Source organism: Intestinicryptomonas porci (assembly GCF_033971905.1).
Classification (GTDB): Bacteria; Verrucomicrobiota; Verrucomicrobiia; order Opitutales; family Intestinicryptomonadaceae; genus Intestinicryptomonas; species Intestinicryptomonas porci.
This window is the reverse complement of the sequence record NZ_JALBUT010000004.1, coordinates 167911-188759: the sequence shown is the minus strand read 5'-3', so window position 1 is coordinate 188759 and position 20849 is coordinate 167911. Positions and strand designations below refer to the sequence as shown.

Below are 20849 nucleotides of genomic sequence, written 5' to 3'. Positions count from 1 at the left end.
TTTTTAACTTCTCAATCGTATGAAAAAAATATCTCTTCTATTGTTCGGGGGGGCATTGGTTTCGGGGTTTTTATTTGCCGACAACCTTGCCTACAAAAATGATTTTTCAAAATCCGCTTCAAAACTTGAAACGGTTGGCAGAGGGGAAACCAAGATTGCAAACGGCGTTTTGGTTTCAAAAGACAATTACGCATGCTTTGGCGGCAAGGAGCTTAAAAATTACTCGTTTTCTTTCAAGGCGCGCGCGCCGAAAGACGCCGAGCAAGTGCAAATCTGGGCGGGGTTTAGAAACAATAACCGCTTCGACCGCTACGTCGTGGGCATCAAGGGCGGACTCCTCGACCAAATCTATTTGATGCGCCTCGGGTACATGGGCACCGACGAGTTTTTGGCTACGCGCCCCTTGCGTTTCCATCCCGAAGTAGGGCAGTGGTACAAAATGAGAATCGATGTTTGCGGCAATCGCATACGCGTATTTTTGGGCGATGAAATTCTCCCGAGAATTGACGTTATCGACAATAACTCCGACCTTGCTCCGAGCGGCGGTGTGACTTTGGGCGGCAGCTGGATTTCAACCGAATTTGACGATCTTGAAATCAAGCCTTTGCCTGATGACGCATTCAAGGGAATAAAGCCAAAGACTGAATTTGTGCAAAAATTGACGGATTCCCAAAAGGAAGAAAAGCGCAAGCAGGAACGCACAAAGTACGCGGGCAAGAAATTGGACGATGTTTCAAAGCCGCGCACGGAAATTTCGCTTGACGGAGACTGGCTCTTTATGCCCGAATACCAGTTAAACGACAAGACCAAGGCGGTTTCGACTTCCGTTGACGATAACAACTGGCATGTCATGCAGGTTCCGAGCTTTTGGAATCCCATCCGCATTTGGCTTCACGGCGAAACAATGAAAGCGGCGAACGGGCACGAAGCGAAGGGCGTTTCCGACAAATATTACCAGTCAGAAACCGACCGTTGCGAAAATTACACTTTCGACTATAAGAAGACAGGGGCGGCATGGTATCGCCAGTGGGTGGAGCTTCCGAGGGAAATCGAAGGCAAGCATTTGGAGCTTCACTTTGACGCGGTGTCCAAAACTGCCGAAGTTTACATAAACGGCGAATTGGCAGGCTCGCACATAGGCATGTTCGGCGATTTCAACGTTGACGCAACGGGCAAATTGAAAGCCGGAAGAAATTTGATTGTTGTAAAAGTTATCCGCGACATTCAGGGCGCGGCGGCGCAGACGAGCGACGCCATGGAAAATTACTATTCCTCTGTCCGCAAAGATGTCGGCGACAACAAGGACGACAAGCAGGCGAACAAGGAAGTCGTAACCGACATTCCGCACTGCTTCTACGGCGACAATCCCGCGGGAATTTGGCAGCCCGTAAAGCTTGTAATTACCGACCCTGTCAGAATTGAAGACGTCTTTATAAAGCCTTCGCTTGACGGGGCGTCTTTCGAGCTTACCGCAAAGAATAATTCAAGCAAAAAAACCACGTTCGACATTTTTGCCAACATTGCCGATAAATCCGATGGCAAATCGATTTTTTCCGCCCCTGTATTGAAAGGGCAGACCTTGAAAGCGGGCGAAGAAAAGACATTCACTTTTGACGTCAAAAACTTAAAGCCCAAACTTTGGGAGCCGACAACTCCGAATTTGTACGACTTCAAGTTCGCTTTGTCGTCAGGCAAAAACGTTTTGGATTCTTTAAACATTGTTTCGGGCTTCCGCACATTCGAGGCGCGCAAGGACGGCTTCCTTTATCTGAACGGGCGCAAATTCTGGTTGCGCGGCGGCAACCACATTCCGTTTGCGCTTCGCCCGAACGACGAAAAGCTTGCGGATAAATTTATGTCTTTGATGAAAGATGGCAATGTGCAGATTACCCGCACACACACAACGCCTTGGAACGAGCTTTGGGTTTCCGCCGCCGACAGAAACGGCATAGGAATCAGCTTTGAGGGAACTTGGTCGTGGCTTATGATTCACTCAACTCCCATTCCAAACGACGCCGTAATGAATTTGTGGCGTACCGAATGGCTGCAAGTAATCAAAAAGTATCGCAACCACCCATCAGTACTCTTCTGGACAACGAACAACGAAATGAAGTTTTACGACCTCGACGCGGACTTGGAAAGGGCGAAGAAGAAGTTTACCATCATTTCCGACGTAACGAAAGAAACCCGTAAAATCGACCCGACACGCCCGATATGCTTCGACTCCAACTATATGCATAAAAACGGTTTGCGCAGGTTCGGTGCGGATTTTATGAGCACTGTTGACGATGGCGACATAGACGACAACCACGCATACTACAACTGGTATGACCACACGGTTTTCAAGTTCTTCAACGGCGAATTCCAAAAGTCGTTTAAGACGGAAGGCAGACCTTTGATTTCTCAGGAAATGTCAACGGGCTATCCCAACAACGAAACGGGGCATCCGACGCGCTCATACCAGCTGATTCACCAAAATCCCTTCACTCTAATCGGCTACAAGGCGTACGACTTTGCAAATCCCGATTATTTCTTAAAGACGCAGGCGTTTACTACGGGCGAACTTGCGGAAACTTTGCGCAGGACAAACGAAAAGGCTTCGGGCATTATGCACTTTGCGTACATGACATGGTTCAGGCAGTGCTACGACGCCGAAAACATTGAGCCTTATCCCACATATTTTGCTATGAAGCGCGCAATGCAGCCCGTCTTGGTGAGCGCGGAGCTTTGGGGCAGAAACGTTTATTCGGGCGAAAAATTGCACACTCGTATTTATGTCGTAAACGACAACGAAAAGGGCAGAGCGTTGAAGCCGACAGTATTGAACTGGTCAATTGATGTTGCTGGCAAGTCTTTGGCAAGCGGAACTGTCAACTTCCCGGAAATCGAATATTATGGTCGCAAATACATCGAGCCGGAAATTAAAATTCCCGACGTGAAAGGCAAGGTTGCCGCCAAGTTGAAGCTTTCGCTTTCGGAAGGCGGAAAGGTGATTTCACAAAATTGGTACGACTTGAATATCGCCAAAAAACAGTGGAGCGTAACCCCCTTCAAAGCCAAGCGCGACATTGTGCTTTTGGACGGCAACGACGCAAAATCCCAACTGGACTTCTTGGGCGTGAAATATCGCAAGGTAAACAATGTCGCAGAATTGCTTAAATCCAAAAATTCGAGCGTTTTGGTGATTTCCGGCAACGTCGATATTTCCGATGAAGACGCGAAAGCCCTGCGCTCGTTCCAGCAAAAGGGAGGCAGAATTTTGTTTCTAAACAGCAAGGAAGCGGCAAAGAAAACCTATCCCGAATACATCACAAGCTGGATTATCCCGACCGAAGGCGATATTGTCGTAATGGAGCGAGAAGACGATCCTGTATTTAACGGCATTGGCGAAATGCAGCTTCGCTACTTCAACAACAACAAGCGTGAAATCCCGAAAGCTTGCAGCGCGACATTGAAAATCGTGCGCAACGAAAACGTAAAAGAGCTTGCAGGTCAGATGAAAATCCACGCCTACATCGACGGAGGAAAGCCTGAAGACCGCATAAAGAAAATAGAATCCATGCGAGGTTTCCCGCTCATTCAGATAAATGACGGCAAGGGCAAGGCGCTGGTTTCTGAAATGTGCACCGATAAGGCGTTGACGGACCCAATCGCGGGGCGTCTGCTTTCAAATATGCTCAAAGTTTTGGCGGCTGAATAATCTGCCTTAAAACGAGCTTCACATAAAAGTTTCACGGGAGATTGCAATTGCAGTCTCCCGTTTTTTATAAAACAAGGAGTATAATCAACTCCGCCTAATGCCTTTGCGCATCTTCAAACAGGCAGTTTTCCATAAAAAAGTTGCAGAAACGGAAGCCCTGCAACTTTCACTATGGCACATTAAATTGTTTGGCTTTTTAGTTGTTGGTTTTGAATGGATAAAAAAGTTTTTAAGAATTGCAAAGTGTTTCAACTTCCGAACGAAGGGCGTCTTTTGTGGAGACGTTCGGTACTTTCTTTACTTGCTTTCCGTCCTTAAAATATAGCAGGGTGGGGTACAAATCAACACCCAAACTTTCTATGTAATCTTGGTTTTCATCGGCGTCTATCTTGCAAAATTTCACTTTGCCTTGAAATTCACTTGCGACGCTTTCCAATGTAGGAGCAAACATTTTGCAATATCCACACCAGGTCGCAAACGCTTCCAATACCACGAATTTATTTTCAGACAACACTTGTTCAAAATTTTGTGAATTTACTTTTTCAATACTCATAATTTTTTTATCGGATTAACTTCTTTAAAATTACAAAAAAAATCCGCATTGTCTGCGGATTTTTAAGATTAGATTTTGCCGTACGCCGATTTTATGAAATCCACAATCAGTGCGGGATTTTGCAAGCCGTGCGGATGGTGTTTGCCGTCGGGTTTCCCAACATATTTTATCGAGCCCTTCGCTTTTTTGAAAGCTTCGACGTACGGCTTTGCGTTTGTGGCGTTCGGCACTGTTTCGTCCAAAAGCCCCGCAATGAAAAGCACGGGGACTTTGCTTTTTGCAAGTTTTTTATAGTTGTGAATAGGGCTTCCCTTGAAGTTTTGCATATTCTCCAAGCCCCATTCCCTGCGTATTTCCTCTATGAAATTCGGGGATATTGTCATTACGTCGCAAACGGGATTGTCAACATAGACACAGGCGAGTTTTTGCGGCGAACGGTTTGCCCACATCAGGCTTGAAAGCCCGCCTCTGCTCAATCCTTCGAGAGTTGCTTTTTTTGACAAGCCGTATTTTTTTGTGCAGACATCGTACATATTGTCCAAAATTTTCATGGCTTCTTCGCTTGCGCCCGTGTAGGACATGTCAACGAATGCCACATAAAAACCCTGCTTCAAAAGTTCGTGGTCGGCATTTGCAAAAGCCCCCCACCATGCAGGGCGCAATACTCACGCCTTGTCTTTACGCGGAGTTTCCGGTTCAACGATGAATGCCGCGCAATTTCCCACTTTAAAATTTGTCTTTTTAAATCCGTTCCACTGCGCAGAATTTGCAGTGGCTTCGTCTATCGAAGGGCGCACTTTTATTTCCGCAAGCGCGAATGGGGCGGCGCATAGAAGCGTTAAAATCAGGCAGAATTTTGCGTACATTATTTTTTAGAAGATTTTGCGTTTATTTCGGCAATTTCCTTTGATAGCTCTACAACGCGGTTATAGGATTTGTTTAGAAAGTCGTTGTCTTTCGCAAAGTCTGTTGAAATAAACGCAAGTGCCATTTCTTTTGCCTTTTCTGGATTTACGATTTTTCCACCCATTGCAAGAACGTTTGCATTGTTTACCACGCGAGAAAGCCTGGCTGTCTCAACGCTTTCGCAGAGGGCGCAGAATACGCCGCTGAATTTGTTGGCGACCAAATTCACCCCCATGCCCGTGCCGCAAAATACAAATCCGAAATCGTAGTCGTTTTCGGACATTTCCTTTCCCAAATTAAATCCGACGTCAAAATAGTTTTGGCGTTCTTCACCCGTCAAATCTTTCACTTTAAAACCTTGTTGAAGCAGGAGTTCCTTTACGGCGTTTTTAAGCGCAAGCCCGCTTGGGTCTGACGCCAAAACGGCGGTTCCGGGGCGTGGTGTCATTGCAAATGCAGATTGTGCCTGTATTGCAATCAGCGTTATTGATAAAAACAGGGCGAAAATAACGGTTTTTAGCTTTTTCATAATATCTTTTTATTGTTAAAATTTTTTTTCAAAATATAAAAAAATCGTTTCAGTACAAGATTTTTATGGCACAAAAAAACCCTCCGAAACGAAGGGCTTAAAATTCTTGTTATATTAAGACTTACTTTCTTCTGCGGTATGCCGCAAACGCAAGTGCAATCGCGCCGAAAATCGCCGCGTATGTCGAGGGTTCGGGAACATAATTATATGTTATGCCGAATGTTCTGCCTCCGTCGGCTATAAAGAATTCGTAAGAGTCGGCATCGTTTGCCTTTATTATTTTTACAAGATCTTCGTTGCCGATTTCGGCTTCAGTAAAATAGTTTTGCATAATGCTGGCTTCTCTTCCGTTCCAGTTGTTTACCGAGGAAATAACGTTAAAAGAATATGTTCCTTCGCCGTCCGCAGGTGCAAAGTTTGTGAAATCAAGCTCCAAGGCGTATCCCGTTTGCGCGGTGGAATTGTTATATTCTATCCAGCCCGCTTTAAACGTAGAGATGCCGTTTTGGTCGGCGACAAATTTAATTGTGCCTCCCGTTCCGATGCTGTCGGCCTGTTCGGTAATACCGAGGCGGTTTACCATGTAAGATTGTCCGTCGGCAGGTTTTATGTTGGAGCCGTGAAGCTCGATTGTGGAATCATTGCCGTACATTATCAAAGTACAGCTTGGCGCGTTAAGTTTTGCAGTATCCTTTAATATAAGATGCCCTGAGGTAGTATTGGTGGAACTTCTGTTGTCCGCAGTTCCGACAAACAGGTCTTGCGTGAAATTCAAAGTTGCGTTTTCGCTGACTGTTACTATTGCCGCATTGGAAATGAAAGAGTAGCTTTTCAAATTCATTACGGAATTGCCCTTTAAATTGACCTTGGCAACCGTATTAGTTTTCGTGTCGCCCAAATAAGCCTTGTTTGACGCGTTAAAAATGGCGTCTCCGTAAACGTTCAATTCCGCATTTTTATAGAGATAAAGAGTGGAGGCGTTTACCGTGGAATTTTCAAATACATTCAAAGTGGATTTCGCCGTAGCAGATTCCGCCCATGTTCGCGAATTGCCGATTTTCACGCCATTGTTGTTGCCTGTCGTAATTACGGAATTGCCGTAAAAATTGGCTACGGAATCTATTGTATTTGCTTCTTCACCAATCAAAACGCCCCAATTTTTGTCGGTAACTTTGGCGTCGTCGTAAACATTTATAACGGTTTTGTTTTCGCTAATATATCTATGGTCTTGCCCGTCGCCCGAATTAAATGCAGATGTCGTTTGAAAATTTGCCGTTCCGCTTATCGTGAGGGTTCCCGCACGAACCATTGAAACCGAGGTCGAAAATGTCCCTCCCGAAACAATCACATTTCCGGTAAACAAATCCAGACGCCCGACTGAGACATCGGAATTGGAATAGGTATTGGATTCGAGCTTGTCGATTTTGGCGGTATCGGAACTTGTCGGAACATTTCCGCTTGCCCAAGTAGTACCGTCAGTCCAATCTCCGTCTGGAGCGTCTTCGGTGGGGGCGCGCCATATGTCTGCGGCGAAAAGCCCTGTTGAGACGCCTGTAAATATTAAAGAGGCATAAAATAAAGTTTTTAACTTCATAAATTTATTTTTTAATGAAAAAACGCAACTCGTCAAGCAATAAAAATATTTATTTGATTTTGCTTGCGACAAATCGGTTATTTTTTATTTTCAAATTTTTATGAAAAGGGTGGTTTTTTGTTTTTTAATTATGTTATCTTGCGAAATTTTCGCGCAAGAAGATTATGTAAAATATGTAAATCCCTACATGGGCAACATAAGCCATACACTTGTGCCGAGCCTGCCGACAATCCAGCTTCCGCACTCCATGCTCAGGGTTTATCCGAAAAGGCAGGATTTTGCGACTTGGGTTGTTGAAGATTTTTCTCTTGTTTCTCCGTCGCACCGCAACATATTTTCGGGCAACGGAATTTTGCCGTTTGTCGGAAAATCCGTTCCCGAAGTTTCGACTTTGGACAATGAAAAAATTTCGCCTTATTCGTATTTTGCCATTTTGGACGGGCAGGAAATAGGCGTTGAGTTTGCGCCGTCTTTTAAAAGCGCGCTTTATGCTTTCGATTTTTCAAATTCTCCCGCGGGGGAAGTCCGCAAAATCCGCATAAGAGTCGATAGCGGCGAAATCAAATTTGAAAAAAACAGGATAAATTTAATTCAAAACACGGGCAAGGCAGACAATGTTAAAATGTACGTTTCGTTGGAGTTCGATGCCGAGCCCAAAGACGTAAAAATATATCATTTTACCCGCAAGCCTGAAAAAAATCCGCTATTGAAGCCCTCGAAGCCGTTTGTCGCAAAGCTCGGGGCTGACGCTGTTTTGGATTTTGGAAGCGAAATTCAAAAAGTTTCGGTAAAATACGGGATTTCATTCATAGATTTTGAAAGCGCGCAAAATAATTTGAAAAGGGAAATTGCCGATTTTGACATCGAAAAATTAAAGGAAAACGGCAATAAAATCTGGAACGAAGCCCTTTCAAAAATAAAAATAAAATCCTGCGACGAAGAGATGAAGCGCGTCTTTTACACTTCGTTTTGGCGCACATTCGAGCGCATGATTGATTTTAGCGAATACGGCAGGTATTACAGCGCATACGACAATTCGGTTCATGAAACCGACAAGCCCTTTTATTGCGACGACTGGATATGGGATACTTACCGCACATCGCATCCCTTGCGCGTCCTATTGGAGCCTTCAAAAGAGGCGCAAATGTTGCAAAGCTACATTGATATGGCAAACCAGACTTCCGAAAAATGGCTGCCGACTTTTCCGCAGATTTTCGGCGACGCCCACGCAATGAACGGCAATCACGTTGTGGCAAGCTTTTTGGACGCCTATCAAAAAGGCGTCAGAGGCTTTGATTTCAAGGCGGCAGTTTCGCTTTCCATCAACACTCTTTTGACTGAAAGCATTATTCCGTGGCATCGCGGGCATCGCACTGTTTTGGACGATTTTTATTCAAAAAACGGATATTTTCCCGCGCTAAAACAGGGAGAAGCGGAAAGCGTGTCGGAAGTAAATACATTTGAAAAACGCCAGTCGGTTGCGGTGACGCTTGCGGCGAGTTTTGACGACTGGTGCGCATACAAAATGCTGGAATGTTTTGAAAGGGATTTCCCAAAACAAACGGGCGGCAATTTTTCGGAAAACAAAAAGCTCTTTTTTTATCGCGCCAAAAACGCCGAAAATTTGTTCAATAAAAAAACGGGATTTTTCCATCCTAAAGATTTTGATGGCAACTTTATCGAGCCTTTCGATTATCGAATTTCAGGCGGCTTGGGCTTTCGGGATTATTACGACGAAAACAATGCGTGGACCTACCGCTGGGACGCTCCGCATCTCGATTTGGTCGGCTTGATGGGCGGAGCGGAAAATTTCGAGAAAAATTTGGACGACACATTCCATACTCCGACGGGGCTTCCGAAATGGCGATTTTGGGGAAACCATGCTCCCGACCAAACGGGCAATGTCGGGCAGTTTTCAATGGGAAACGAGCCGTCTTTTCACATCCCGTATTTGTACAACAGGATAGGGAAGGGGTGGAAGACCCAAAAGGCGGTGCGCGCGCTTGTTTACACTTGGTTTAGAGACGACTTGATGGGCGTTCCGGGCGACGAGGACGGCGGAGCGATGAGCGCGTTTGTCGTATGGAGCATGTTGGGGCTTTATCCTGACGTCGGAAAGCCGACTTACCAAATTGGCTCTCCGTTTTTCGAAGAAGCGGAAATCGCGCTTGAAAACGGCGAAAAAATCAAGATAATCGCAAAGAACAATTCGAGGGAAAACAAGTATGTAAAATCCCTTAAAATAAACGGGGAAAACCATGAAAAGCTAAATATCACGCATGACAAGCTGAAATCGGGAGCGGTTCTTGAATTTGAAATGTCTGAAAGACCGAACAAAAGCGAATTAAGATAAAACAGAAATTTGAAGATTTTAGAATGTGCTGCAATCAAAAGCGCGGCAAAAAAAATGCCGCACTTTTTTTGCACCACATCCTTCTGTTTAAATGAATTTGGCGGTTTTTGGTAACCGTATTGTTAATACGGTTGTCAATAAAAATTTGTAAAATAAAGGCTTGGGAAGGATTTTTTAGTTTGTGAAAAATCCTCATTTGCCAATGTAAATAACATAAATGGCTTTTAAGCAACAAATTAAATATTATAAAAAACAACCGTATTAACAATACGCATATCTTTGGAGCTTTATGTCGCAACCTTTGACAATGTTAAATTCGACTCCAACAGCGCAAGCAGCTCTTACCGCGTTCAAGGCGGAGTGCTGAGCCATCTACTTGCGCGGCAATTTTCGGTGCGGTTGCTCTTGCGTTTGCGGCGTACCGCAGAAGAAAGTAGATTTTTTATAGGTATAAAATAGGATACGGGGCCTTCGGGTGTAAAGCCCGAAGGCTCTTTCTAAGGAAAGAAAGATGAACTCATACTCGGAATACGGATTTTGGGATTTCTTTGTGGAAGTCGTGTTTTCGCAGGGATTTTTGGTCTCCGCAAGCCTTGTTGTGATTTTTGCGTTCTTGTGTTTTAGATTTTACAAGCTGAATTTTACGGCAGTCGATACTTCCGAAAGCGAAAACAACGGCTCGTACAAAATGGGGCTTAACATTTCACTTTTAATGCTGATGGGCACTGCGGCAACACTCTATTTCTTGTACCTCCTTTATTCGCTTTTATAATTTCTTCTTATAGTCAATAAAACGAGGCGGGGACTGCTTTTTGCTGTCCCCGCCTTTCCGTTTTTGGGATTTAAGTTTAAACCTTAAAGACGCCGCCTTCTTTTATTTCTCCTGAAACAATTGCGTGTGCAAGCGGAGTTTCAATCTTCTGGTCAATCAGCCTGCGCAGCGGGCGCGCGCCGTAGGCGGGATCGTAGCCTTCGATTGCGAGATTGTCGAGAGTAGGCTTTGTTACTTCTATCGTAATCTTCTGCCTTGCAAGGCGTTTGTTCAGCATATCGATGTGCAGTTTTACGATTGATTCGATTTGGTCCTGCGTCAAGGCCTTGAAGATTATGATGTCGTCTATTCTGTTTAGGAATTCCGGCTTGAAGTATCCGCGAAGTTCGCTTGTTACGGCTTCGGAAGACGCGCGGTTAAGCGATCCGTCTTTTTCGATTTTGGCATCTGTTATGAAACGCGCCCCGATATTCGAAGTCATTATTATGACCGTGTTTTTGAAATCGACCCTCCTGCCTTGGGAATCTGTCAAAATGCCGTCGTCCATAACCTGCAAAAGCGTGTTGAGGACATCGGGGTGCGCCTTTTCTATTTCGTCGAAAAGCACGACGGAGTAGGGGCGGCGGCGGACTGCCTCGGTCAGCTGCCCGCCTTGTTCAAAGCCGACGTATCCCGGGGGCGCACCAATCAAACGCGAGACGGAATGCTTTTCCATGTACTCGCTCATGTCAATTCTCACGATGTTTTCTTCGCTGTCGAACAAAGTTGAGGCGAGGGCTTTTGCAAGCTCCGTTTTGCCGACGCCCGTGGGTCCTAAGAACATGAAAGTTCCCGTAGGTCTTTTCGGGTCTTTTATACCCGCGCGAGAGCGGAGTATGGCGTTTGAGACACTTTTTATGGCTTCGTCCTGTCCGATGACGCGCTTATGCAGAAGTTCGGGAAGATGCAAAATCTTTTCGCGTTCGCTTTCCACAAGCTTGTTTACGGGAATGCCCGTCCATTCGCTTACGACGTCCGCAATTTCTTCGGGGCCGACGTTTTCTTTTACGAGCTTGTCGTCCTTTTTAGCCTTTTTTTCGGCTTTTTTAAGTTCTGCTTCTAGTTTAGGAATTTCGCCGTACTTGATTTCAGCGGCAGTTGTCAGGTCATAGTCGCGTTCGGCTTTCGCCATTCTGATGTTTGCCTGTTCCAGCTGTTCGCGGAGTTTGCCCGCCAGATTTGCCGTATTCTTTTCTTCTTCCCATCTCGCCTTCAATGCGGAAGACTTTTCGCGCAAGTCGGCGAGGGTTTTGCGCAGTTCCTCCAATCGGGACTTGTCGGCGTCGTTCTTTTCGCCCAAAAGCGCGGCTTCTTCGATTTCAAGCTGCATGACTTGGCGGAGCATGTCGTCGAGTTCGGCGGGCATCGAGTTCATTTGGGTTTTAATTCTCGCGCAAGCTTCGTCAACCAAGTCGATTGCCTTGTCGGGAAGCTGTCTGCCCGAAATGTACCTGTCCGACAAAACGGAAGCTTCGACAAGAGCCTTGTCGAGAATTTGTACGCCGTGGTAGGTTTCGAGCCTTTCTTTTATGCCGCGCAAAATGGCAATTGTGATTTCAACACTCGGCTCAGGCACGAACACACTTTGAAATCTGCGTTCCAACGCCGCGTCTTTTTCTATGTACTGGCGGTACTCGTCAAGGGTGGTTGCGCCTATACAACGCAGTTCGCCCCTCGCGAGCATCGGCTTTAACATATTCGAAGCGTCCAAAGAGCCTTCCGTTTTACCTGCGCCCACGATTGTGTGCAGCTCGTCGATGAAAAGGATTATTTTTCCGTTGCTTTCCTTTATCTTGTTTAATACGGCTTTCAGTCTTTCCTCAAATTCGCCCCTGTATTTCGCGCCCGCGATGAGTGAGCCCATGTCGAGTGCAAAAATCGTCTTGTCCCTCAAATTTTCGGGGACGTCCTGGCGCACTATTCTCTGGGCCAACCCTTCGGCAATCGCGGTTTTACCGACGCCCGGCTCGCCGATTAAAACGGGGTTATTCTTTGTCTTTCTCGAAAGTATGCGTACGACGCGGCGGATTTCGTCGTCCCTGCCGATTACGGGGTCGAGCTTGCCGTCTTTTGCTAGTTGAACCAAGTCGGAGCCGTACTTTTCAAGGACTTCGTAAGTGGCTTCGGGCGTTTTGCTTGTGACGCGGCTTGTTCCGCGCATTTCCTTGATTTGGCTTAGCGCGCCGTCGTAAGAAATTTGGTTTGCCTTCAAGAGGTTTGCAAGCTCGGAGGGTTCAGGCTTTTCCAAAATTGCAAGATAAAGGTGTTCGGTTGAAACAAACTCGTCTTTCATCGAATTTGCGATTGCCTCTGCACGGGCCATCGCCGAAGAAAATGACGGGCTTAAATAAACTTCGCCACTTGCCCCCTTTACAGAGGGAAGGGCTTTTACGAGTCTCGAAAGCCCCATCTCGATTGAGGACTTCAAGCCGTAAGTTTTGTCCAAAAGCGCGCCCACGACGCCGTCTTTTTGAGAAACGAGGGCTGAAAGCAAATGTATGCAGTTAAGCTCGCTGTTTGCGTTCAACTGCGCAAGGTTGCGCGCGGCGTTTATCGCTTCTATGGTTTTTTCGGTTAATTTTTCGCTGTTCATATGTTTTTTATATTAAGCACTTTTTGTGCCAATTTCTTAAATTGCTTATAATAAGTTTCTAATTGAAATTTTCCAAGTACCCGATTTTTTCTTTTATGTGCCATTTTTACCCGCGGGGGGAAATATTGTCGCAAAAAAAATCGACTTTTTATAAATATATCGGACACAAAAAGCTTTACGAAATAAATTTATACGTTTTAATTTAAATTTTTAATAATGAAGCAAAGAACTATTTTAAGGGAAGTAAGCATAAGCGGCACGTCATTGCACACTGCCGCCAATGTAACGCTCACGCTAAAACCCGCGCCCGCGAACACAGGCATAGTTTTCAGGCGCACGGATATTTACGGCAAGCCCGAAATAAAGCCGTCGATAGAGCTTGTTGACGACCTCGTACGCAACACGAGCATAGCGCAGGGGCACGTCAAGCTCCATACGATAGAACATGTAATGTCTGCCCTTTGGAGCATGGATATCGACAATGTTTATGTCGAAATGAACGCCGCCGAGCCTCCGATTTTGGACGGATCTTCAAAATTGTTCGTCAATTTGATTTTACAGGCAGAGCCTGTCGAGCAGGACGCCGAAAGAAAGTATTACGAACTCAAATCGCCCCTTTCCATAAGCGAAGGCAACCGTTCGATAATAGCTCTTCCTTACGACGGTCTTAAAATTACCTGCACTTCCGCAGACGACCGCGGAATTCACACACAGCACCTTTCTCTCGACATTGACGCCGAAACCTATGCAAGTGGCATCGCTCCCGCCCGCACTTTCACTGTTTACGAAGACATAGAGGCTCTTCTTAAAATGGGGAAAATACAGGGCGGAAGTTTGGATTCCGCAATCGTGATAAAAGGCGACAAAATACTTTCAAAAGAGCCTTTGCGCTATCAGGACGAATTTGTGCGCCACAAGATTTTGGACATTTTGGGCGACATATCGCTTCTCGGCGTCCGCTTGAAGGCGCACATCATTGCAATCCGCCCCGGGCACGCTTTCAACGCAAAGCTTACATCTAAAATCTTTGAGCAGATGAAAGACGCGGAAGCCTCTCCGAAAAAAAAAGAAGCTTTGCCGCAGACCAAAATTTTTACTGAAAACTTTTTGGACATCCGCAGAATAATCGACCTTATGCCGCATCGCTATCCATTCATAATGATAGACCGCATAATAGACGTAAGGGGCGAAGACGAAATCACTGCGATTAAAAACGTAACGATAAACGAGCCGTTCTTTCAGGGGCACTTCCCCGGAAATCCCGTAATGCCGGGCGTCTTGCAACTCGAAGCAATGGCGCAGGCGGCGGGCATTCTGATGTTCCGCAGGGTATCCGCGGAAGGGAAAATCGCATTCTTTATGAGCGCGGACAAGGTGAAATTCAGAAAACCCGTAATTCCCGGAGACCAACTCGAAATCGAGGCGAAAATTATGCAAGTGAAAAACAACAAAATCGCCACGGCGGAAGCCGTATGCAAAGTTGGCGGCAAGCCCGTAAGCTCGGCGACATTGATGTTTACCCTCGTGGATTCCGCAAGCGCGTACTAATTTAACTTAAAAATATGCCGAAAATTCATCCAACTGCAATCATTGAGGACGGAGCAAAACTCGCAGACGATGTCGAAATTGGAGCGTACGCCTATATAGGCTCGGAAGTGGAGCTGGGAGCGGGCACAATTATTGCGCACCATGCCACCGTTGACGGGTTTACGAAAATGGGCAAAAACAACCAGGTTTTTCCGTATGCCTTCATCGGGGGCAAGACAAACGACCTTAAATATAAAGGCGGAAAAACGGGGCTTGTAATAGGAGATAACAACGTATTCAGGGAATACACGACCGCGCATCTTGCCACTGCCGACAACACTTTTACCACAATTGGCAATAACAATCTTTTCATCGCTTACAGCCATGTTGCGCATGACTGTGTTGTGGGTAATTTCGTGATTATGAGCGCGCATACGGCTCTCGGCGGGCACGTCAGAGTTGACGACCACGCGGTTATAGGCTGGAATGCGGGGCTTCACCAGTTTTCGAGAGTCGGAGAATATTCGATGCTTGGCGGTTGCTCTAAGGGCTCGAAAGACATACCTCCATTTATGATGTCGGACGGCTTCCCCGCAGTTCCATGTTCCATAAACAAGCTGAACATGCAGCGCAATAATTTTTCGGAAGAAGAAATAAATCTCGCTTTTTACGCTTTTAAAACGATTTACAAGAGGGGGCTTTCGCGCAAGCACGCTATTGCGGCATTGGAAGAGCACCCGCAAGCTCAAACTTCGAGAGTTTTAAAGTCGATAATAGCGTTTGCAAAAGAGCCGAGCCAGAGAGGTTTTTAATAAAATAAAAACCGCAGTTTAAACGCTGCGGTTTTTTTTGCATGGCAAAACTGTATTACTTTTCCGAAATTTCATCACTGTTTTTTTGTGCGCTTTCGGATTGTTTTGAAAGTCTGGTTTTTAGAAGTTCCAAATCTTCTTTTGACGGATTTTTCAAGGCAATGCCTTCTATTATCAAATCTTCAATGCTTCTTTTTTCTCCCAAAGTTTTGACTTTTAATTTTATACTATGTGTCTTTAGGTTGACATTCCTATCTTTTAAGATTTCTGCAACTTCCTTTTTTAGGAAAATCTTTTCATTTTTGCCAAATTTAATATAGTGTTCATCATTGTATATTCGATTGTTGCCCGTTTTAATATCTTCAAGCACTTCTACTCCGTATTTTCTTGTAATGTACTGGCTTGTTATTGTGTTTAAGGGAAGAGAAGCTTGTATTAGAATTACAACTATAAATAAAATTAAAAGCGGTATTTTTTTCATAGCATTATTCCCCGATGTTTTTTAAGAGCTTGCTTAAACTAAAATTTAAAGCGGCAATGATTAGTCCTGCAATAAGCAGCGACTTTGACACAGAAAGAGAATCCAAATTATCGCTAAAAAACTTTGAAACTGCCCAAACCACAACAAGCAAAGACCCGCAGTTTAAAAGTACGAAACTCTTGCGCCTTATTGCAGAAAGGACGAATGCAAACGCGCTTAAAAACACATAGGCGCAAATAAAATTTTGTACCGTATTTATGTCAACTTTTTCTTCCATTGTGCTAAGAAGAAATATCGGGAAAAAGCCAACGGCGGAGAGTACTACATAAGCTTTGTTTGTTTCCTTGTCGAAAAGCGACTTGAAAAATTTGCAAACGAAATAGAAATTTGCCGCATAAAAACTTCCTATTGCCAGAAAGTTCAAATTATGCATTTCTTTTAAGCTTTCAAAAAAAGCGCGTATGGAAAGCGTTGTGTTAAAATATACGCTTCCGCAATAAAATATATATACAAACGCTATAATCCAAATCCACGAAAAACATATCGGGAAAACATCTTTAATCTCTTTTTGCTTTGCAAATTTTAAAAGCGGAATTGCGGCTCCCAACGCAAAAAATGTTGCGTCATTTACAAACGCTGAAAAAATGTCGGAAACAAAAAATATGAATGGCAAAATTAGGCACAATAAAATGTACGAAACAAAATTTACAGCCCTCGTGTCGTCATATGATTTTTTATAAATAAAAAACGCCAATATTACGTTTGTAAAACAAAAGAGATTTTGAATTTCAGCAGTTTCAAAATGGGAATTAGAAAGCGTCAAAATAATTAAAAACAGCGCGGAAAGCGAAGACCTGAAAATAAAGGGAATCGGCAAGGCTGTTAAAATTATGGTCGCCCACGCATGATATTCGCTTCCGTAAAGATAAAACACGTCGTTTGTTATAAGAACTGCCGCTATTACCCCGAGGAGGTTTAAAATCGCGGCAATGTCGGCAAATAGCGCATTCTTAAAAAATTTTGCAAAATACAAAATTCCGAAAACCGCAGAAAAAAGAAGAGGGATAAAGCCGATAACAAGTTTTGTAACGTCTTGGAAATTTTCCCAGTTATATTGCAAAAGCAAAAATACCCCCAAAATCGCGACCGCGGCCGCAAGAATGTAAATTGAAAGAGTGGTAAAAAATTTCCCCGAAGCTGCTGATTTTTCGCTCAAATAGCTCCTCAAACGCTGTTCCGAGAATGTGTCAATGAGCCCTGCATCGTAATATTCGGGCAATTTGTCAAGCAGGCGTTTTTCAAAATTACTCATAATTTATTTTTAGCATATTATTTTTTTACGCGTCAATAAAAATGCCGAATAAATAATTGTGGAAGCGAACATTATTTTGATAATCATTATGCTTTTGGCGTGCGTTGCGGCTCTCGTATTCGCATGCAGAGGAATGTTTTCAAATGTAAAGACCGCCCGAAATGTTGACATAAACAAATATATGGGTACATGGCATGAAATCGCCCGATTGGACACTTCGTTTCAGCGCGGCAAATACAATTCGCAGGCGTTTTACAAATTAAACCGCGACGGCACTGTTTTTATAATAAATTCCGCAACCGACAAAAACGGGCGCAAGGTTTCGGCTTCCGCCAGAGGCTATGCTCCGGACCCAAAAGATTTTTCAAAGCTTAGAATTAGTTTTTTCAGACCGTTTTACGCCAATTATTTCATTTTGGAATTGGATGAAGACTACCAATGGGCATTAGTTGGCGGAAACGGCAAAAAGTACTTGTGGATACTTTCGAGAATTCCGCAAATGGACGCCGAAACTCTCAACAAAATCATAAACCTTGCAAAAGAACGAAATTACGACGTTTCCAAGCTTTTGTTTAACAAAGATTTAATCCCGAAATAAAACAGAATTGCCGCGATATTTGCCAAGCAGTTTATTCTTTACATAAACTGCGGTTTTTCTTTAAGATAAATTTTATCAAGCAAATAAATTCATACGGCAATGAAAAAACAAATTGTTTCAATTCTGGCGGTCATTGGTTGCGCGGTTTTGTTTGCGCAGAGCGTCAAAGTCGAATATTACGGCACAACTTCGTCCGGCGAGAAAGTCGAATGCTACACGATAAAAAATTCAAACGGAATGGAAGTTAAGGCAATCACTTACGGCGCAACAGTGACGGACGTGGTTGTTCCCGATAAGAACGGAAATTTTGAAAACGTCGTTTTAAATCTCCCTGACATTTCTTCTTACGAAAAGAACAAGAACTTTTTGGGTCCGATTGTCGGAAGGTACGGCAACCGTTTGGCAAAATCGCAGTTCAAAATAGGGGATGAAGTTTATACTGTTGACGCAAACGAGGGCAAAAATTCCCTGCACGGAGGCTCTCAGGGCTTTTACAGAAAAGTTTGGAAAGCCGAAGAAATCAAAGGGAAGGATTTGTCGGGTGAAAAGTTTGCAGGAGTAAAGTTTACATTGAGAAGCCCCGACGGAGACATGGGCTATCCGGGAAATATGGACGTCGTTGCAATATACAAGCTCGATAACGACAACAACTTTACCATCGAATACCAAGTCTCAACTGACAAGCCTACGGTTTGCAACCTCACATGGCATCCTTATTTCAACCTTGCCGGCGCGGGCAATGGAAGTATTTTGACGCACCATTTAAAAATCAACGCAAATTATATCACTCCCGTAAACGAAGAGCTGATACCGACAGGACATTTGCTCTCGGTAAAAGATACGCCTTTTGACTTTACGTTGGATTCAATGGCAATAGGACAGAGGCTTAATGTAAACCATCCGCAGCTCGCCCTAAAAATGGGAGGCGGCGCATACGACCATAATTTTGTGCTGAACAAACCCGTTGACACCTTGGGGTTGGCCTGCAAGATAACCTGCCCCAAAAGCGGAAGAACTCTCGAAGTTTACACCGAAGAGCCTTGCCTGCAGCTTTACACAGGGCAGGGGTTTGACGGAACCATAAAAGGCGCTAACGGGAAATATTACCACAAATATGCGGGTTTTGTAATTGAGCCACAGCATCACCCCGACCAACCAAACCAAAAAAACTTTTTCCCGCCGACCCTGATAACGCCCGGGGAAGTTTTTACTTCAAAATCCGTGTACAAATTTGATATTATGTATGGTCCCGGATATTAAAACTCTATTTTTTAAGTTGGAGATTAAACTTTCAACATTTGGGGAAATTACAAATTTAGATTTCTTAAAAGCTTGATTAATTACTGTTAAATATATATGTAATAATTTCTCAAAACAAAATAAAAATATGACCGCACTAATAATTATTCCCATTATATTGATAATTGCGCTTGCTTGGTGGATTGTTACCCTGCGCAGGGTTGTACCCACAAACATGGTGCATATATTGCAGTATAGCAGAAAAACCATTTCATACGGCAAAGGGCAGGCGGGCGGAAACGTTTATTACGAATTTCCCGCATGGATTCCCGTTTTCGGCATAACAAAACGCGAGCTTCCCGTATCAAATTTCGACTTGAATTTGGACGCGTACGAAGCCTACGACCAAGACAGGGTTCCCTTTGTTTTGGACATAAAGGCGTTTTTTAGAATTGCCGACACCAATGAAGCCGCAAACAAAGTCGGTTCTTTCGGCGAGTTGCAGGACCACTTGAAGGGCATCGTTCAAGGCGCAGTCCGCTCCATAATGGCGAACGCGAAGCTTGAAGACATTATGTCGGAACGCTCTGTCTATGGCGAAAAATTTACGAACGCGGTTTCAAACCAGTTGCACGAATGGGGCGTTGTCCCTGTAAAAAACATCGAGCTTATGGATATTCGCGACGCGAAGGGCGAAGAGGTCATATCAAACATAATGGCAAAGAAGAAGTCGGACATTGAAAAGGAATCACGCATAGAAGTCGCCAAGAACAGGCAAATTGCAAAAACCGCTGAAATCGAGGCGCAGAGAATTATCGAAGTCAAGGCGCAGGATGCGGCGGAAGCCGTCGGCAAAAGGAAGGCGGAAGTCAACCAGGCTGTCGGCATACAAGACCAAATCGCGCAGCAGGAAATTGCCTCGCAAGCCAAGCTCACAAAAGAAAAAGAGATGGAAGTTGCGAGAGTCCAAGAAGTCAAGCAGGCTGAAATAAGGCGCCAAGCCGAAATTATCAAGGCGGAACAGGAGGCAAAGGTCATCACCACCATAGCCGACGCCAATTTGTCAGCAAAGCAAAAAGAGGCGAGCGGCATAGAAGCCGAAGGCAAGGCGATGGCAAAGGCAAAAGAGCTTGACCAGCTTGCAAGCGTAACCGCCCAAACCGAACTTGCGGCAAAAATCGGCGAAAACAAGCCGTATCAGGAATATTTAATCCGCATAGAACAAGTTCGCGCAAACCAGGCTGTCGGCATTGAACAGGCAAAAAATTTGGGCAAGGCTCAAATAAAAGTCATTGCGAATGCGGGCGATATTGATTCCGGCGTAAATTCGGTAAGGGAAGTCTTTTCCCCTAAAGGCGGCACCGCGATAGGCGGTATGCTCGAAGCTTTGGCAAATACCGATACGGGCAAGGCTCTCATAAAGCAATTTCTTGACAAATCGTCTTCGGAAAATCCAAAAGCTTCAAAATAGGTCGGATTAAATTGCTTTATACAATTTAATCCGAAGCGCATTTTTTTATCTCCTTCTTAAAAAAAATTTTTTTTAATGCGTGAGATTTTTTTTGTTTTTGCGAATTACTTGTATAACACTCTAAAAACAGGAAGGCAATTATGACAAAAAAAATAAAAATCGCAATAATATCGGCATTGTTTTTGGCGGGAATATATTCTTTCGCCCAGCAGGTTTATACATACCATTGCATTCGGTGCGGCAAGATATTGCAATCGACAAACTCTCTTTCTCCAAAATGTTGCGGATTTTATATATCAAAAAAATAAAACCGAACAGAGGCGGAGGCTTTAATCGCCTCCGTTTTTTTATCTTTTAGTTTTTTTTTAAG

The 20849-nt window shown here is 44.4% G+C and carries 17 protein-coding genes; 9 read left to right on the top strand and 8 right to left on the bottom strand.

All coding sequences use genetic code 11. The features are described from left to right. The first annotated feature begins 19 nt into the window (after positions 1-19). A complete protein-coding gene (locus MOX91_RS04685; RefSeq protein ID WP_370396926.1) occupies positions 20-3700 on the top strand; it encodes a glycoside hydrolase family 2 TIM barrel-domain containing protein in 3681 nt (1226 codons plus the stop codon). Positions 3701-3929: 229 nt separating this feature from the next. Here the strand turns inward: MOX91_RS04685 and MOX91_RS04680 are convergent, their stop codons facing one another. From MOX91_RS04680 to MOX91_RS04660, 5 genes are all read right to left on the bottom strand, one after another. Continuing rightward, positions 3930-4253 carry a thioredoxin family protein gene (locus MOX91_RS04680; RefSeq protein WP_370396925.1) on the bottom strand — a complete coding sequence of 108 codons (324 nt, stop codon included), beginning with the start codon at positions 4251-4253 and terminating at the stop codon, positions 3930-3932. Between the two features lie 68 nt (positions 4254-4321). Then, complete coding sequence (locus tag MOX91_RS04675) at positions 4322-4915, bottom strand: alpha/beta hydrolase family protein (RefSeq protein WP_370396924.1); 594 nt, start codon at positions 4913-4915, stop codon at positions 4322-4324. A 3-nt stretch (positions 4916-4918) separates the two neighbouring features. Next, positions 4919-5119 (bottom strand): hypothetical protein, encoded by a 201-nt coding sequence (locus tag MOX91_RS04670; protein ID WP_370396923.1) that lies wholly within the window; start codon positions 5117-5119, stop codon positions 4919-4921. Next, positions 5119-5688 carry an RpiB/LacA/LacB family sugar-phosphate isomerase gene (locus MOX91_RS04665; protein WP_370396922.1) on the bottom strand — a complete coding sequence of 190 codons (570 nt, stop codon included), beginning with the start codon at positions 5686-5688 and terminating at the stop codon, positions 5119-5121. The genes MOX91_RS04670 and MOX91_RS04665 overlap by 1 nt, the downstream gene beginning before the upstream one ends. 121 nt (positions 5689-5809) lie before the next feature. Further along, positions 5810-7282 carry a PEP-CTERM sorting domain-containing protein gene (locus MOX91_RS04660; RefSeq protein WP_370396921.1) on the bottom strand — a complete coding sequence of 491 codons (1473 nt, stop codon included), beginning with the start codon at positions 7280-7282 and terminating at the stop codon, positions 5810-5812. 100 nt (positions 7283-7382) lie between these two features. On the opposite strand from MOX91_RS04660, the gene MOX91_RS04655 reads away from it, so the two are divergent. Together MOX91_RS04655 and MOX91_RS04650 are read left to right on the top strand one after the other, a co-directional pair. Then, a complete protein-coding gene (locus MOX91_RS04655) occupies positions 7383-9635 on the top strand; it encodes a glycoside hydrolase family 92 protein (protein ID WP_370396920.1) in 2253 nt (750 codons plus the stop codon). Positions 9636-10146: 511 nt separating this feature from the next. Then, on the top strand, positions 10147-10407 hold the full coding sequence (locus MOX91_RS04650; protein WP_370396919.1) for an LEA/WHy family protein: 261 nt from the start codon (positions 10147-10149) through the stop codon (positions 10405-10407). A 76-nt stretch (positions 10408-10483) separates the two neighbouring features. Here the strand turns inward: MOX91_RS04650 and clpB are convergent, their stop codons facing one another. Further along, positions 10484-13039 (bottom strand): ATP-dependent chaperone ClpB, encoded by a 2556-nt coding sequence (clpB, locus tag MOX91_RS04645; protein ID WP_370396918.1) that lies wholly within the window; start codon positions 13037-13039, stop codon positions 10484-10486. A 216-nt stretch (positions 13040-13255) separates the two neighbouring features. Between clpB and MOX91_RS04640 the strand changes: the two genes are divergently transcribed. Both MOX91_RS04640 and lpxA read left to right on the top strand, forming a co-directional pair. Next, entirely contained in the window at positions 13256-14587 is a 1332-nt protein-coding gene (locus MOX91_RS04640) for a bifunctional UDP-3-O-[3-hydroxymyristoyl] N-acetylglucosamine deacetylase/3-hydroxyacyl-ACP dehydratase (RefSeq protein WP_370396917.1), read from the top strand. 14 nt (positions 14588-14601) lie between these two features. After that, positions 14602-15378: an acyl-ACP--UDP-N-acetylglucosamine O-acyltransferase gene (gene lpxA / locus MOX91_RS04635; RefSeq protein ID WP_370396916.1), complete on the top strand. Its 777-nt coding sequence runs from the start codon at positions 14602-14604 to the stop codon at positions 15376-15378. Positions 15379-15433: 55 nt separating this feature from the next. Here the strand turns inward: lpxA and MOX91_RS04630 are convergent, their stop codons facing one another. After that, the gene (locus MOX91_RS04630) at positions 15434-15859 is read right to left on the bottom strand and encodes a hypothetical protein (RefSeq protein WP_370396915.1); all 426 of its coding nucleotides are present in this window, start codon (positions 15857-15859) and stop codon (positions 15434-15436) included. A 4-nt stretch (positions 15860-15863) separates the two neighbouring features. Further along, positions 15864-17171: a DUF2157 domain-containing protein gene (locus MOX91_RS04625; RefSeq protein ID WP_370396914.1), complete on the bottom strand. Its 1308-nt coding sequence runs from the start codon at positions 17169-17171 to the stop codon at positions 15864-15866. Between the two features lie 58 nt (positions 17172-17229). On the opposite strand from MOX91_RS04625, the gene MOX91_RS04620 reads away from it, so the two are divergent. The 4 genes from MOX91_RS04620 (at position 17230) to MOX91_RS04605 (ending at position 20787) form a co-directional block, all read left to right on the top strand. Further along, a complete protein-coding gene (locus MOX91_RS04620; RefSeq protein ID WP_370396913.1) occupies positions 17230-17769 on the top strand; it encodes a lipocalin family protein in 540 nt (179 codons plus the stop codon). Between the two features lie 99 nt (positions 17770-17868). Further along, positions 17869-19029: an aldose epimerase family protein gene (locus MOX91_RS04615; RefSeq protein WP_370396912.1), complete on the top strand. Its 1161-nt coding sequence runs from the start codon at positions 17869-17871 to the stop codon at positions 19027-19029. A 127-nt stretch (positions 19030-19156) separates the two neighbouring features. Further along, a complete protein-coding gene (locus MOX91_RS04610; protein ID WP_370396911.1) occupies positions 19157-20479 on the top strand; it encodes an SPFH domain-containing protein in 1323 nt (440 codons plus the stop codon). 140 nt (positions 20480-20619) lie between these two features. Continuing rightward, positions 20620-20787 (top strand): hypothetical protein, encoded by a 168-nt coding sequence (locus MOX91_RS04605; RefSeq protein WP_370396910.1) that lies wholly within the window; start codon positions 20620-20622, stop codon positions 20785-20787. The last annotated feature ends 62 nt before the right edge of the window (positions 20788-20849 follow it).

Bases quoted from the DNA above. Each gene is read 5' to 3' on its own strand.
- MOX91_RS04615 (WP_370396912.1), top strand. From the start codon at position 17,869: ATGAAAAAACAAATTGTTTCAATTCTGGCGGTCATTGGTTGCGCGGTT.
- MOX91_RS04685 (WP_370396926.1), top strand. From the start codon at position 20: ATGAAAAAAATATCTCTTCTATTGTTCGGGGGGGCATTGGTTTCGGGG.
- MOX91_RS04640 (WP_370396917.1), top strand. From the start codon at position 13,256: ATGAAGCAAAGAACTATTTTAAGGGAAGTAAGCATAAGCGGCACGTCA.
- MOX91_RS04655 (WP_370396920.1), top strand. From the start codon at position 7,383: ATGAAAAGGGTGGTTTTTTGTTTTTTAATTATGTTATCTTGCGAAATT.
- MOX91_RS04605 (WP_370396910.1), top strand. From the start codon at position 20,620: ATGACAAAAAAAATAAAAATCGCAATAATATCGGCATTGTTTTTGGCG.
- MOX91_RS04625 (WP_370396914.1), bottom strand. From the start codon at position 17,171: ATGAGTAATTTTGAAAAACGCCTGCTTGACAAATTGCCCGAATATTAC.
- MOX91_RS04660 (WP_370396921.1), bottom strand. From the start codon at position 7,282: ATGAAGTTAAAAACTTTATTTTATGCCTCTTTAATATTTACAGGCGTC.
- MOX91_RS04650 (WP_370396919.1), top strand. From the start codon at position 10,147: ATGAACTCATACTCGGAATACGGATTTTGGGATTTCTTTGTGGAAGTC.
- MOX91_RS04670 (WP_370396923.1), bottom strand. From the start codon at position 5,119: ATGTACGCAAAATTCTGCCTGATTTTAACGCTTCTATGCGCCGCCCCA.
- clpB (WP_370396918.1), bottom strand. From the start codon at position 13,039: ATGAACAGCGAAAAATTAACCGAAAAAACCATAGAAGCGATAAACGCC.
- MOX91_RS04630 (WP_370396915.1), bottom strand. From the start codon at position 15,859: ATGAAAAAAATACCGCTTTTAATTTTATTTATAGTTGTAATTCTAATA.
- MOX91_RS04610 (WP_370396911.1), top strand. From the start codon at position 19,157: ATGACCGCACTAATAATTATTCCCATTATATTGATAATTGCGCTTGCT.
- lpxA (WP_370396916.1), top strand. From the start codon at position 14,602: ATGCCGAAAATTCATCCAACTGCAATCATTGAGGACGGAGCAAAACTC.
- MOX91_RS04680 (WP_370396925.1), bottom strand. From the start codon at position 4,253: ATGAGTATTGAAAAAGTAAATTCACAAAATTTTGAACAAGTGTTGTCT.
- MOX91_RS04665 (WP_370396922.1), bottom strand. From the start codon at position 5,688: ATGAAAAAGCTAAAAACCGTTATTTTCGCCCTGTTTTTATCAATAACG.